This window comes from Nitrincola alkalisediminis (assembly GCF_009821115.1).
Taxonomy (GTDB): Bacteria; Pseudomonadota; Gammaproteobacteria; order Pseudomonadales; family Balneatricaceae; genus Nitrincola; species Nitrincola alkalisediminis.
Map to the genome: position 1 here is coordinate 108,853 of NZ_VYTY01000005.1, position 13,854 is coordinate 122,706.

Consider the following 13,854-nt stretch of genomic DNA (forward strand, 5'->3'; position numbering starts at 1 on the left):
CTTAGCCATGATTCACTCAATTCACAGACTTCAACCGCCTATTGCTTCAACGGAGTTAATTGTTACGTCACGAGGCAATTTTCACAAAACGGTAATGGTAACACCTTTGAAATTCGCTATACTTATTTATATATGAAAAAACGTATATCATTCAAAGGAAAACAATAATGACTCAGTCCACCGCCACTCACGCGGACCCCTCTAGTGAAAGCATGGGAGTCTTTGGCCGATTTCTATCCGTTTGGGTCGGACTGGCCATCATCGCCGGTGTACTACTGGGGCAGTTTGCACCCGCCCTACCGCAAGCCTTAGCCGCCTATGAAGTTGCTCAAGTTTCCATACCCGTTGCCCTTTTAATCTGGGGTATGATTTTTCCGATGATGGTGCAAATTGATTTCTCAGCCTTATTGAACGTGCGCAAACAACCAAAAGGATTGATGATCACCACCTGCGTCAATTGGTTGATTAAACCCTTTAGCATGTTCGCCATCAGCTGGTTTTTTCTGGTGGTGCTGTTTCGCCCCTTTATTCCTGAAGCCTTGGCCTATGAATACCTAGCCGGGGCGATTTTACTGGGTGCGGCACCCTGTACTGCGATGGTCTTTGTCTGGAGCTACCTAACCCGTGGCGATGCCGCCTACACCCTCGTACAAGTCGCGCTAAACGACCTCATCATGCTCTTTGCCTTCGCTCCCATCGTGGTGCTACTACTAGGGATCTCTAACATCCCCGTACCTTGGGACACCGTCGCCCTGTCAGTTGTGCTGTATATCGTCATTCCCTTAGCTGCGGGGTATCTCACCCGCATTAGCATCATTAAAAAGAACGGTCAGGATTGGTTTGACCAGGTTTTTTTGCCAAAAATTGGCTCAGTCACACCCATTGCCTTGATTATTACACTGGTGCTGCTGTTTGCGTTCCAAGGCGATGTGATTTTAGCCAACCCTTTGCATATCGCCCTCATTGCTGTGCCACTTATCATACAAACTGTGCTGATATTTTTACTGGCCTACTACTGGGCAAAGCGCTGGAAGGTGCCACATAACATTGCCGCACCCGGTGCGATGATCGGCGCAAGTAACTTTTTTGAGTTGGCGGTTGCCGCGGCGATTGCCCTGTTTGGATTACAATCTGGCGCGGCCTTGGCAACGGTGGTTGGCGTCTTGGTGGAAGTGCCTTTGATGTTAGCGCTGGTGCGCTATGCCAATCGTACCCGAGGACAGTTTGCTTAGCCGTCAAGTCCTCACAAATCTAAACACCTCTTCAGCAGCCTTTTATCGGCAACTGAAGACGGTCTATTCAGGCGGACGTGGAGCAGAAGATTGGCCGAGTCGACATATCGCTTAAACGTCGGCTGGGCTCTTCCAGCAGATGAGGGTTTTCGATGAGCGTCCGCTCTAATACGTCCTGCATCCAAGTGTGCATATCAGGATTAAGACGATATAAGACCCACTGCCCTTGGCGTCGATCTACGAGCAACCCTGACCGACGTAGTTGCGCCAAATGACGAGAGATTTTGGGTTGCGACTGATTCAGTGCTTCCATAATCTCACACACGCACAGTTCACCTTCTTGCTTCAGCAGCAACAAGCTGAGCAATCGGTTTTCTTCTGCTAGATTCTTATAGAACATCAGAGCATCCCCTGCCCCTTCGCTCAGGTTCTGCCGTTGCGCTTCGTAACCTACTGGATTGCCTGTTTTTTCAACGCCGATCACTCTACTTTTCCTCTACTGCATCCAGTTGACGCCCCTGCGGCAAAGCCAACGAAATCAATACTGCTAACCCTACCATGACTGCCGAAACACTCAAGCACATTTGCAAGCCATAGGCCATGTAGAGCCATCCTGACAAAACTGTGCCGAGTAAACGCCCCATGGCATTGGCCATGTAGTAAAAACCGACATCCAGCGAAACACCGTCACCACGGGCATAGCTAACAATTAAGTAACTGTGCAGAGATGAATTCACCGCAAACACCACACCGAATGCCATCAAGCCCGATATCAATAGCGTTTGTGCATCCCAGTTAAACGATAAACCGACCGCCATCATCAAGGGTAAAGCGGCCAACACACTGCCCCATGCAACCACGGCGCCACGTCCCGGAATTCGACCCGAACGTTTGCCGGTAAAATACGGTGCTACGGATTGCACAATGCCGTAACCAATCACCCAACTGGCCATGAAAAAGCCCACTTGCCAGAAACTCCAACCCAAGCCGTCTTTCAAAAAAACAGGCAAGGCGATGACAAACCAAACATCCCGGGACGCGAACAAAAAGCAACGCGCTGCTGACAGATAGTTGATGGCACGGCTTTTCGAGAACACATCTGTGAACTTAGGCTTGTTTTTCATACGACCTAAATCATCACGCAAGGTGAGAATGGAAAAAATCCACACCAAACCTAACATGGCCGCCATCACAGCAACCGCACCCGTAAAGCCCAGAAGTGTTAACAACATGGCCCCTAAGAAAAAACCGATGCCCTTCAACGCATTTTTTGAACCGGTTAGCAACGCCACCCATTGGTAGAGCGTGCCCTGAGCATTGTCAGGAACCAAGAGTTTAATCGAACTCTTGGCACTCATTTTATTTAAATCTTTGGCAATCCCCGACAAGGCCTGCGCCAGCATGACCCAAGCCACGGTTAAGTATTCTGCAGGCAGGGTCAGCATCAATAACGCGCCAACCTGCAGAATCAACCCCACATTCATGGTGCGGTTTAAACCTAAACGCGCGCCAAGCCAACCTCCGACAAGGTTGGTCACCACGCCAAAAATTTCATAAAAAATAAACAACAGGGCAATCTGTAAGGGGCTGTAGCCTAACTGGTTAAAATAGAGCACTACCAACATGCGCAGTGCACCGTCTGTCAGCGTAAACGCCCAATAATTGCCTGTGACAATCAGATATTGCCGCACCTCACGCGAAAGCCCTGCTAACATGGTTATTGTCCTAAATCTAATACGCCAACTTTACGCCCCAGCTCGACCATTCTGACACTGTAGCCCCACTCATTGTCGTACCATGCATAGATTTTGACGTGCGTTTCATTCACCACCATCGTTGATAAGGCATCGATGATGCTGGAGCGTGAATCCCCACGGTAATCCACAGACACCAATGGGCGCTCTTCATAGCCCAGAATGCCCGCCAACTCGTTTTCAGACGCGGCTTTTAAAAAGGCATTGACCTGCTCCGCACTGGTGGGTGTTTCAACCTCGAATACACAGTCGGTTAAAGAAGCATTGGCCAACGGAACACGCACCGCATGACCGTTGATACGACCCGCCAGTTCAGGGAAAATCTCGATAATCGCTTTCGCCGATCCCGTTGTGGTTGGAATTAAGCTAGAGCCACAGGCGCGCGCACGACGCAGATCCTTGTGGGGTGCGTCCAGGATAGTCTGGGTGTTGGTTAAGTCATGAATGGTGGTCATGCTCGCATGCTTGATGCCGAGTTTTTCTTTAATAACTTTGACCACGGGTGCCAAGCAGTTCGTGGTGCACGAAGCAGCGGTGACGATACGATGCTCTGCTGGGTTATACAGGTGATCGTTCACGCCCATTACGACGTTCAACACGCCCGCTTCCTTAATCGGTGCAGAGACAACGACCCGCTTAACCCCTTGATCTAAGTAGGCTTGCAAGACGCTTTGGCTTTTCATCTTGCCTGAGCATTCAAAGACCAGGTCACAATCAGACCAATCGGTAGCGGCAATCTCCTTTTCACTGCTCACCTGAATGGACTTGCCATCGATAAGAATCTGATCGCCTTCAGCCTTGGCTTCATGTAACCAGCGCCCATGCACTGAGTCAAAATTAAGCAAATGCGCCAAGCTCTCAGCACCCGCAGCAGGGTCATTGATACGAACGAACTCAAACTCAGGCCAATTCCACGCCGCTCTGAGTGCTAAACGCCCCATACGGCCGAAGCCATTGATACCGACCTTAATCGCCATGTCGTCTTCCTCATATATGTTAAAGTGCATATAACAATAAACGAATATGATGACAGATTCATGACAAATCGTTTACGGCTAATATCAGAGCACAAAGGTTTATTGCTAAAAAAAGGAGCACAAGGCTCCTTTCTTCTAAACACACTACGCTGTATTAACGGCCTTTCACCGTTGCCTCTAGCACAGAGTCATCTTGGTGACGGACATCCTGACCTTTGACGAAATAAATAGTGTATTCGCAGATATTTCGGGCGTGGTCACCAATACGCTCAATCGCACGTCCAGCCCAAGTCATTTCGACAATTCGGGTAATGTTACGTGGGTCTTCAAGCATATAGGTCATATTCTGGCGCAAAATAGCTTCATAATCGTTGTCGATTTGCTTATCAAGCAAGGCAACGCTTAAGGCATCCTCTGCATCCATTTTTCTGAAGGCTTGCATAGCACCACGCAACATTTCCAAGACACGGCTGCCCATGGTCTGAAACTCATTGAACTCTTTTGGTGCCATCATTTGATCGGATTCAGATGCTTTTAAAGCCAACCGTGCAATACGCTTGGCTTGATCACCAATACGCTCAACATCCTTGATCGTTTTAATGACGGCAATCACTGCACGCAAATCACCCGCTGCGGGTTGACGACGTACAAGAATTTGCACGCACTCATTGTCAATGTCCACTTCCATTTTATTGACAAGATGATCTTTCTCGACGACCTGTTGTGCCAACGCAGAATCACTGTGAATAAACGCCTGCAAGGCCTTTTCAACCTGCTGCGTCACCAACTCACCCATTTCTAGAACGTGATTGACGACTTGGTTCATCTCCGCATCATAGGCCTGTGACGTATGACCGTCGACTCGTTGCTTGTTCATGTTCACTCCTTCATTACCGCCGCTGTGGGGCGCTCAAATTAACCGAAACGACCGGTAATATAATCTTCAGTGCGACGATCTTTAGGATTGGTAAAAATCTCACGCGTTTCGCTAATCTCAACCAAATCCCCCATATGGAAGAAGGCTGTTTTATCGGATACACGGGCAGCCTGCTGCATATTGTGCGTCACAATAGCGATGGTATAACTGCCTTTGAGCTCATCAATCAGCTCTTCAATGATCGAGGTCGCGATGGGGTCAAGCGCAGAACACGGCTCATCCATCAAAATCACCTCTGGGCTCACGGCGATCGCACGGGCAATACATAAACGCTGCTGTTGACCACCCGACAAACCCGTTCCTGGTGAATCCAGTCGGTCTTTAACCTCCTTCCAGAGGCCTGCTCTTTGCAAACTCGACTCGACAATCTCATCCATATCGCTTTTGCTATTCACCAAACCGTGCAACTTAGGACCGTACACGATATTTTCGTAAATGGACTTAGGGAAAGGGTTCGGCTTTTGGAACACCATGCCCACTTGTGCTCTTAACTGCACAACATCCAAGGATTTATCGTAAATATCACGCTCATCCAAGGTCACCTTGCCCGTGACGCGACAGATATCGATGGTATCGTTCATTCGATTCAAGCATCGTAAAAACGTCGATTTACCACATCCTGATGGACCAATGAACGCAACCACCTCGTTCTCCATGATGTCCATATTCACACCATGGATGGCTTCGTTGTCACCGTAGAACACTTTGACATCACGCGCGGCCATTTTGACTTTTCCACTCGTAGGAGTCGGTTTTTTCTCATCAGAAAACGTCATTTGCATCGCACCCATCGCTGCTTGCTCCATATTCATAATCACCACCGAGTTTCAAAGCGCTTACGCAACCAAATGGCCAACGCGTTAAGCGAAATCATTAGACTTAACAACACAATAATTGCCGCAGAGGTTCTTGCCTCGAAGAAATTGCGCAGCTCATTGCCTTGCCATAAATAAATTTGTACAGGAAGTGCCGTGGACTGATCAAACGGCGTTGAAGGCACGCTGGCAACGAATGAACTCATGCCGATCAGCAATAAGGGAGCGGACTCACCCAATGCTTGTGCCACACCCAAAATGGCTCCCGTTAGAATGCCGGGAATCGCCAAGGGCAAAACGTGATGAAACACAGACTGCACTTTTGAAGCACCGATCCCTAATGCCGCTTGGCGAATGGACGGTGGTATCGCTTTTAAATTTGAACGGGTCGCAATTATCACTGTCGGTAAAGTCATTAGGGATAGCACAAGTCCCCCTACAATGGGTGCCGACAATGGCAATTTAAACCACAGAATAAAGACCGAGGCACCCAACAAACCAAAGACAATCGACGGTACTGCGGCCAAGTTGTTGATATTGACCTCTATCAAATCGGTCAGTTTGTTCTTCGGTGCAAACTCTTCAAGATAAATCGCAGAGGCCACGCCCACAGGGACTGCTAAAAACATCACAATCAACATCATCATCACAGAACCCATAAATGCGCCAGCAAGACCCGCCGATGCCAGAGAGCTGCGAGAGTCCGGATTCATGAAGAGTGCCGTACTAAACTTGTTCTGTATGATGCCGCGCGCTTCAAGCTCATCCACCCACTGGCGCGTTTTAGCACTCAATTGCTGCTGTGCATCGGGTAAACTACGGTCGATATTATCCTTTATCCAAACATCAACGTTGGCATCGGCCAACAAATTAAGTTTGAGCGTTTGTCCGATAATCGATGGGTTTTCTTCAACCATGCCCCTTAGCGCAAAACGCTCACCGCTGGTGACAAGACGCATGGCATCGCGCTGATAGGCCTTAGCATCCGGAATCACCTTTTCAAGAGAGTCCAGAATAATTCGGTTGAAGTTAACAAACCCCAATTGTGTCTGCCATGCCAGCATGCGTTGATTAAATGCGGCTTCACTTTCGGTGCTTTGGCGAACAGGCTTATCGTCAATTTTAATCACGTCTGGGTCAAAGTACACATCCAGCGTGATGTGCGCCTGCCAAAAGGCTGGTAAGCCTTTAGACAAAATGGTGGCAAACAGGATGACCACAAAGGCCAAGGCCAATCCCACAGCGCCCATGCCAATCATTTTGAACCGAGTTTCTTGCGCATGGCGACGTTTTAGCGACTTAGCTACACGCTGCTGCATAATATCGCGCTTTTCCGCTAGGCTCATTTCTGAGGTTATTTGCGTTGATGTCGTCATAACAACTTACTCATACTGTTCACGGTATTTACGAACAATAACCAGTGCCACCACGTTCAGACACAGGGTTATCACAAAGAGCGTCAGCCCCAATGCGAACGCAACCAAAGATTGTGGACTTGCGAAATCCAAGTCGCCCGTCAATTGGTTCACGATGGTGACGGTCATAGTGGATACCGCCTCAAACGGATTGGCCGTTAATACTGGGCTGTTACCCGCGGCCAATACCACAATCATGGTTTCACCGATGGCGCGGCTTGCCGCCAACAAAATAGCACCCACGATCCCTGGTAAAGCAGCGGGAATCACCACCTTACGAATTGTTTCAGATTTGGTAGCGCCCAAGCCGAGTGAGCCATCGCGCATGGCTTTTGGCACTTGGGTGATAATGTCGTCAGACAGAGAGGAAATGAAAGGAATGATCATAATACCCATCACCACACCCGCCGTTAAGGCCGAGGTAGCGCGTATTTCCAATCCCAATGTGGCACCTAACATATTCAAAAAAGGGCCAACGGTCACTAGGGCAAAAAAACCATACACGATGGTTGGAATACCGGCGAGCACCTCAATGACCGGCTTGGCAACTGCTCTCACTTTAGAAGGCGCGTACTCTGCCAAATAAATGGCCGTCATTAAGCCAATCGGAACCGCCACTAATAGAGCAATGATGGCGATCATTAAGGTACCCCATAACAGCGGCAGCATCCCAAAGCCCGTTTGTCCAGAGGTGCCTACGGTCGAAAAGCGAGGGTTCCAGGTCGTCCCGAAGAAAAAGTCAGCAGGGCTAACAAAAGAAAAAAAGCGTAACGCTTCGCCCAGCATGGAAAAAACAATGCCGATCGTCGTCAATATGGCGATTGTTGAACAGAGAATCAGTAAGAAACGTGTGACTACTTCGACCTGATTGCGCGCACGCAAATCCGGTTGAATACGTCGCCATGTCAAGACTAATCCTGCCGATGCAACCGATGCCATCAACGCCAACATAATAAAGTTGCCTTGATTACGAAGTTCTCTCAGCATCTCGGCCGCCGCCAGCTCGTAGGCCTGCGCCTCATCCGCTAAACCAAAGCCTGTGGATAAATTAATGATGCGATTCAGGAGTATACGCAGCTCGTTATCAGAGGCGGTTAAGACCTCAGATGGCAACTGACTCATCACCATTGAGTTCAGGATATTCGGCTGGAAAAAGCTCCAGACCATATAGATTAAGGCCGCTGGCACCACCGTCCACAGCGCAACCAATGTGCCGTGGTAAGCCGGTCGAGAATGCATACGCGTTCCACCGTCCACAGCCGCAACCGACATACGCTTGCTGCGCACCAGTCCAATTTGATAAGCCACTGCCATTACCATCAGCAGCACTGTTAACAATACGAGATTACTCATACTCGCTCCAGCGTAGTGTCCTCATAAATGCCAAAACCGGGGATGCCAAAACAGAGCCCCGGTTCCGTTCAGCGTGCCTTACGGCTGCATTAACGTACGTGATTGAATCGCAGAGATAACCTCAGCGCGCTCATCGTCATCCATTGGAATCAGACCCGCAGCTTCTAATGGGCTACCCATGCCACCCACTTCGGCGCTCATGAAGTACTGAGCATATTCCAGAAGACCTGGAATCACGCCAACGTGTGCATTCTTAACGTAGAAGAACAGAGGACGAGATACTGGGTACTCACCTGTTGCAATGGTTTCCAAGCTTGGCGTCACACCACCCACTGTCGCCACTTGCAAACGGTCACGGTTTTGATCATAGAAGCTCAGACCAAACACACCCAACGCGTTGCTCTGTGCATCCAAACGTGCCAGAGTTTCAGTGTAATCACCTGCAACCTCTACAACACGGCCGTCTGTACGAATCGCATTACAGAAGTTTGTTTTTTCTTCACCAGAAAGCGCCTTCACTTCATCAAAGCTATCGCAACCTGGGTGCACAACTTTTTCTTCGTAGACTTCACGAGTACCGTGGTTAGAACCTGGGATAACCAATAAAATTTCTTGGTCTGGCAAGCTGGCGTCAATCTGGTTCCAACGTGAGTAAGGGTTCGCAACCATTTGACCGTTTTGTGGTACTTGTGCAGCGCCAGCTAAGAATACATGGTGTGGTTCCAAAGCAAAGCTTCCGCTGTCTGTGCGTGATGCAAACACGATACCGTCATAACCGAATTTGACTTCGATCACTTCGGTTACGCCGTTTGCGAAGCAGTTTTCTAACTCGTTAGGACGAATCGCGCGTGAAGAGTTTGCGATATCAATGGTATTTGCACCTACGCCTTGGCAGAATTGACGCAAGCCACCGCCTGAACCGCCTGAACCCACAACAGGCGTTTTGAACTGTGCGAAAGAATTACCGAATTCCTCAGCGACAATTGAAGAAAAAGGCAGTACAGTTGAAGAGCCAGCGATCTGGATCGTATCACGAGCCATTGCAGGGGCTGCAAACGCAACAGCAGTGGCAGCGGTCATGGCAATTGCAAGGGCATTGTTACGAAAGGTCATGTAAGTGTCCTCATTAAGTTAGTGGAGACGACCCACCTAACCTTTAGGAGGATCGCTAATTCTTACTGAGGCTAGTGTGTCTGATAAATGTGACAGAAAAATGAATTAAATATTACATTTGTATTACAGCTGGGAGCGCCCTTAATCTTGGCGTTTTGAATTCATTTAACTTTTTTGGAAATGTGTTGAGTCAACGTTGAACTATTTGGATACGTCATTGATGTACTTTCGCGTTTTATACCTATGTGTGTTGAGCCTGCTGTATGTTCCATCCTTTGGTCATGCTGAGGACCTGTCGAGTTATCCACAGTATCAGCCAACGGCTGTCTTATCAGGCAGTTTACACTCCACTGGATCGGACACGCTCAACGCATTAATGACCCAATTAGCCACACAGTTCGCTCAACTCCACCCTCAGGTCACCCTTCAGGTACAAGGCAGTGGATCATCAACCGCCCCGACGGCACTGATTCAAGGTACGGCCTCCCTAGCCCCGATGAGTCGCCCCATGCGTTTGTCTGAGCGACACGAGTTTGAACAACAGTACGGCTACCCGCCTTTAGAGTTACCCATTGCGCTCGATTTAATCGCCGTGTTTGTCAATAGAGACAATCCCTTAACCCGCATTAGCCTGGTTGAGCTTGATGCACTCTACTCCGTCACTCAGTATCAAAGCGCAGGTATGTCGATTCAACGCTGGGGAGACCTAGGTCTTGAGGGGCGACTGCATGATCAACCCATTACCTTGTTTGGACGCAACGCCGCCTCTGGGACCTATGGTTTTTTTCGTGATTTAGTTCTTTTGGGTGGAGATTTTCGTCCCCAAGTCAGTGAGCAGCCTGGCTCAGCGGCCGTCGTGCGCAGCATTTCTCGCTCATTCAATGGCCTTGGCTATTCTGGCTTAGGCGCAGCGTCCGTGGATGTCAAACCACTCGCCATTTCAATTCGCCCCACGGATGCGGCAATACTGCCCACGGCACAGAATGCATTGGAGCAGCGCTACCCGTTGGCGCGCTTTTTATACCTGTATCTTAATCATCCTCCGTCTAAACCTTTATCGCCCTTGCATGCCGAGTTCATTCGTATGCTCTACTCGACTACGGGGCAATCTATTCTCATGCAGGAAGGCTTTGTAGCTTTACCGGCTGACGAAGCGATCAATATCCTCAGGAGCCTTGATCTAGATGCGTCCTAACCCTAAGCCGAAGCAGGCCAAGCAGTCGGCTTTTCAAACTTGGCGACGCTGTCGAGATGCGGTTATGTCCTTGATGATCCGCAGCAGCGGCTATACCGTCGTTATTTCTTTGTTGCTCATGTTTGTCTATCTCGGTTATCAAGTGTTCCCGATTTTCAAGCCCATCCAAGTCACGCCTATAGAGACTGAACGCCTGTCTGAAGAACACAGGTCATCTTTTCAATGGCACCCAGTCAACCTTGACCCCTCGGCTTTGGTTTACCGACTTGCCGAAAATCAGCGGTCTTTACTCACCACCACTTCAGATGGTGGTATTCAACAGTGGTTTTGGCTGATGGGCGATGCAGGAACTCCCGCCTCTTTTCAAAAGGTACATGAGTTTACATCCCACAGGGCGCCGATACTGGCTTTAATCCCTGAATCTCAACGGCGAGGCTTTTTAAGCTTGGACCAACAAGGGCATCTTGCTATTCACTATGCCCCCACAGGCGAAACCCTGTGGTCAGGGTATTTAACCAATGAACCCATTAAGGCCTATAGCTTGTCCTCGTCCAACCAAATTCTTGGAGTACGGCTGGCCTCTGGCGAAACCCGCTATTGGCATCTGCTGAACCCTCACCCTCAAATATCCATCACCTCATTGCTGCATAAAGTGCAGTATGAGGGTCGCAACCAGGCTGAATGGGTTTGGCAATCTGCGCCATCGGCAGAGTATCATGATGGCAAGTACAGTATTGTGCCGTTAAGTATAGGCACGTTAAAAGCCGCTTTTTTTGCGATGCTGTTTGCCATGCCATTGGCCATAATGGGGGCTGTGTATACGGCCTATTTTATGCCCACACGGTTGCGCAATTGGATCAAACCGAGTGTCGAACTGATGGAGGCTCTACCCACCGTGGTGATAGGGTTTATTGCTGGTATTTATCTGGCCCCCCTCATTGAAGCCTACCTCGTTCAAGTGTTGTTTGGCCTGATCACCCTGCCGTTATACCTCGTTTTGCTCTCGTGGTTATGGTCAATTTTTCCCGACTCAACGCACTATCGCCTAAAATCCAGCCTATGGGTTTTGCTCATTCCGGCGCTAGTGGCATTTGTCTGGGCACTCCCCTATGCCTCTTCGTTATTTGAGTCTTGGGTATTTGCGCAGGACTTACGTCAGTGGTTAGCTCATCACAATATCGATTACGCTCAACGCAATGGGCTGGTGATCGGTATCGCCATGGGGTTTGCGATTATTCCGACCATTTTTTCACTGGCAGAGGATGCATTATCATCGGTGCCAAAACATCTCACCGAAGGGGCATTAGCTTTAGGCGCAACACCTTGGCAAAGCCTACAGGGTGTTATCCTTCCGACCGCCAGCGCGGGTATTTTCTCAGCGATCATTATTGGTTTTGGTCGTGCCTTAGGCGAAACCATGATTTTATTAATGGCCAGTGGAAATACGCCGTTGGTGAATATGAACCTCTTTGAAGGCATGCGCAGTCTGTCTGCCAATATTGCCATGGAGCTGCCCGAAGCTCAGGCCGGCAGCACTCATTATCGTGTGCTGCTGTTATCGGTATTGATCCTGTTTGTGTTTACCTTTGTCCTTAATACGCTGGCGGCGTTGATTCGACAAGGGTTGAAGAAACGCTATCAACAACTTTAAGGAAGCGCTATGAATCGTTGGCTTTCCGGTGGACACGCTTGGATCTGGTTAAGTGCTGGCGCTTTGTCTGTGTCGTTACTATTGGTCGCGATATTGATTGGCTTTATTGCCGTTAAAGGCCTCAGTCATTTCTGGCCTGCGCCCATTTTTGACGTTCATTATCACGAACAGGATGACCCATCGATGCAACGCCTGATCGGACAGCGCATCTCGTATCAAAGCACAGATCAAGGCACACAGGAATACTTATTCAGACGCTCAGAAGCGCAAGCCGCCTATCAAGACTTTATTTGGTTAACGGACGCCCAAATCAACACAATGACTCAGCGCCCAGAATTAATGACATTGGAACACAGGACGTTTGGACGCTTAATTGCAGAGCCCATCTTGCTCCGGCTCAGCCCAACCTCAACGATCACCCCACCCCCTGTAGACTGGCCGGAACAGATTAAAACTGCACAGAAAGATGCCCAATTAACGCTGCTACTCGGCAATGGCGAAGCGTTAACCCTCAATCTGGTTGATATTTTAGAGATTCACTTCCCCAATCAACTGTCATGGGTCGAAAAAATGCAGGTGTTTGGCAAGGGACTCTTGCAGTTTATGGTCGAATCGCCCCGACAAGGTGGAACTGAAGGGGGCATCTTTCCCGCGCTATTTGGAACCGTTATTACCGTCTTGATTATGACCGTTTTCGTGACGCCAATTGGCGTGATGGCCGCTGTGTATTTACATGAGTACGCTCGCCCTGGCTGGATAACCCAGACCATCCGCATTGCAGTCTACAACTTGGCGGGCACGCCCTCGATTGTCTTCGGTGTGTTTGGGCTGGCCTTTTTTGTCTATACGCTCGGTGGCAGTATCGACCAGCTCTTCTATTCAGAGTCCTTGCCGATGCCAACGTTTGGTACCCCAGGTCTTATTTGGGTGTCGTTAACGCTAGCTCTGCTCACGCTGCCTGTCGTCATCGTATCAACGGAAGAAGGGCTCGCCCGTATTCCAAAATCCGTTCGAGAAGGCAGCCTAGCACTTGGTGCCAGCCATACAGAAACCCTGTGGCGCATTGTCCTGCCGCTAACAACACCAGCGATTCTAACAGGCTTGATTCTCGCCATTGCACGCGCCGCAGGTGAGGTCGCCCCGCTCATGCTGGTCGGAGTTGTCAAATTGGCTCCTGAGCTTCCCTTGGATGCGGAGTTTCCATTTTTACACCTTGACCGAAAAATTATGCACTTAGGCTACCATATCTTTGACCTTGCCTTTCAAACAGGCCGGACAGATGCCAGTTTACCCTTCGTCTTCACAACGGCTCTACTGCTCATATTGCTGATCATTTTGCTGAATCTCAGTGCGATCTTGTTGCGCAATCGTTTGCGTGTTCGTTTTCAAGATGACAAGAAGCCTATTTAGAT

Annotated in this window: 12 protein-coding genes; 4 read left to right on the forward strand and 8 right to left on the reverse strand. The window is 49.3% G+C overall.

Features of this window, described 5'->3' with window-relative positions:
* Positions 1–167: 167 nt before the first annotated feature.
* Positions 168–1,232 (forward strand): ACR3 family arsenite efflux transporter, encoded by a 1,065-nt coding sequence (gene arsB, locus F5971_RS09520; protein WP_193494837.1) that lies wholly within the window; start codon positions 168–170, stop codon positions 1,230–1,232.
* A 67-nt stretch (positions 1,233–1,299) separates the two neighbouring features.
* Here arsB and F5971_RS18680 read toward each other — a convergent pair whose 3' ends face one another.
* The 8 genes from F5971_RS18680 to F5971_RS09560 form a co-directional block, all read right to left on the reverse strand.
* Positions 1,300–1,716, reverse strand: a complete 417-nt coding sequence (locus tag F5971_RS18680; RefSeq protein ID WP_272944859.1) for a metalloregulator ArsR/SmtB family transcription factor — start codon at positions 1,714–1,716, stop codon at positions 1,300–1,302.
* Position 1,717: 1 nt separating this feature from the next.
* Complete coding sequence (gene arsJ / locus F5971_RS09530; RefSeq protein WP_223116305.1) at positions 1,718–2,947, reverse strand: organoarsenical effux MFS transporter ArsJ; 1,230 nt, start codon at positions 2,945–2,947, stop codon at positions 1,718–1,720.
* Between the two features lie 2 nt (positions 2,948–2,949).
* Positions 2,950–3,963 carry an ArsJ-associated glyceraldehyde-3-phosphate dehydrogenase gene (locus F5971_RS09535; RefSeq protein ID WP_193494838.1) on the reverse strand — a complete coding sequence of 338 codons (1,014 nt, stop codon included), beginning with the start codon at positions 3,961–3,963 and terminating at the stop codon, positions 2,950–2,952.
* Between the two features lie 154 nt (positions 3,964–4,117).
* Positions 4,118–4,840, reverse strand: a complete 723-nt coding sequence (gene phoU, locus F5971_RS09540) for a phosphate signaling complex protein PhoU (protein WP_193494839.1) — start codon at positions 4,838–4,840, stop codon at positions 4,118–4,120.
* 38 nt (positions 4,841–4,878) lie between these two features.
* Positions 4,879–5,712: a phosphate ABC transporter ATP-binding protein PstB gene (gene pstB, locus F5971_RS09545; protein WP_081763903.1), complete on the reverse strand. Its 834-nt coding sequence runs from the start codon at positions 5,710–5,712 to the stop codon at positions 4,879–4,881.
* 2 nt (positions 5,713–5,714) lie between these two features.
* On the reverse strand, positions 5,715–7,091 hold the full coding sequence (pstA, locus tag F5971_RS09550) for a phosphate ABC transporter permease PstA (protein WP_081763902.1): 1,377 nt from the start codon (positions 7,089–7,091) through the stop codon (positions 5,715–5,717).
* 6 nt (positions 7,092–7,097) lie between these two features.
* Positions 7,098–8,483: a phosphate ABC transporter permease subunit PstC gene (gene pstC, locus F5971_RS09555; RefSeq protein WP_193494840.1), complete on the reverse strand. Its 1,386-nt coding sequence runs from the start codon at positions 8,481–8,483 to the stop codon at positions 7,098–7,100.
* Positions 8,484–8,561: 78 nt separating this feature from the next.
* Positions 8,562–9,596, reverse strand: a complete 1,035-nt coding sequence (locus F5971_RS09560; protein ID WP_036513485.1) for a substrate-binding domain-containing protein — start codon at positions 9,594–9,596, stop codon at positions 8,562–8,564.
* Between the two features lie 220 nt (positions 9,597–9,816).
* On the opposite strand from F5971_RS09560, the gene F5971_RS09565 reads away from it, so the two are divergent.
* The 3 genes from F5971_RS09565 to pstA (F5971_RS09575) are packed head-to-tail and all read left to right on the forward strand — an operon-like array spanning position 9,817 to position 13,852.
* Positions 9,817–10,791 carry a PstS family phosphate ABC transporter substrate-binding protein gene (locus F5971_RS09565; protein WP_051514602.1) on the forward strand — a complete coding sequence of 325 codons (975 nt, stop codon included), beginning with the start codon at positions 9,817–9,819 and terminating at the stop codon, positions 10,789–10,791.
* A complete protein-coding gene (locus F5971_RS09570) occupies positions 10,781–12,442 on the forward strand; it encodes an ABC transporter permease subunit (RefSeq protein ID WP_193494841.1) in 1,662 nt (553 codons plus the stop codon). The genes F5971_RS09565 and F5971_RS09570 overlap by 11 nt, the downstream gene beginning before the upstream one ends.
* A gap of 9 nt (positions 12,443–12,451) precedes the next feature.
* Positions 12,452–13,852: a phosphate ABC transporter permease PstA gene (gene pstA, locus F5971_RS09575; protein WP_193494842.1), complete on the forward strand. Its 1,401-nt coding sequence runs from the start codon at positions 12,452–12,454 to the stop codon at positions 13,850–13,852.
* The last annotated feature ends 2 nt before the right edge of the window (positions 13,853–13,854 follow it).

Coding starts and splice junctions, on each gene's coding strand:
- arsB (WP_193494837.1), top strand. CDS start 168: ATGACTCAGTCCACCGCCACTCACGCGGACCCCTCTAGTGAAAGCATG.
- arsJ (WP_223116305.1), bottom strand. CDS start 2,947: ATGTTAGCAGGGCTTTCGCGTGAGGTGCGGCAATATCTGATTGTCACA.
- F5971_RS09535 (WP_193494838.1), bottom strand. CDS start 3,963: ATGGCGATTAAGGTCGGTATCAATGGCTTCGGCCGTATGGGGCGTTTA.
- phoU (WP_193494839.1), bottom strand. CDS start 4,840: ATGAACAAGCAACGAGTCGACGGTCATACGTCACAGGCCTATGATGCG.
- pstB (WP_081763903.1), bottom strand. CDS start 5,712: ATGAATATGGAGCAAGCAGCGATGGGTGCGATGCAAATGACGTTTTCT.
- pstA (WP_081763902.1), bottom strand. CDS start 7,091: ATGACGACATCAACGCAAATAACCTCAGAAATGAGCCTAGCGGAAAAG.
- pstC (WP_193494840.1), bottom strand. CDS start 8,483: ATGAGTAATCTCGTATTGTTAACAGTGCTGCTGATGGTAATGGCAGTG.
- F5971_RS09560 (WP_036513485.1), bottom strand. CDS start 9,596: ATGACCTTTCGTAACAATGCCCTTGCAATTGCCATGACCGCTGCCACT.
- F5971_RS09565 (WP_051514602.1), top strand. CDS start 9,817: ATGTACTTTCGCGTTTTATACCTATGTGTGTTGAGCCTGCTGTATGTT.
- F5971_RS09570 (WP_193494841.1), top strand. CDS start 10,781: ATGCGTCCTAACCCTAAGCCGAAGCAGGCCAAGCAGTCGGCTTTTCAA.
- pstA (WP_193494842.1), top strand. CDS start 12,452: ATGAATCGTTGGCTTTCCGGTGGACACGCTTGGATCTGGTTAAGTGCT.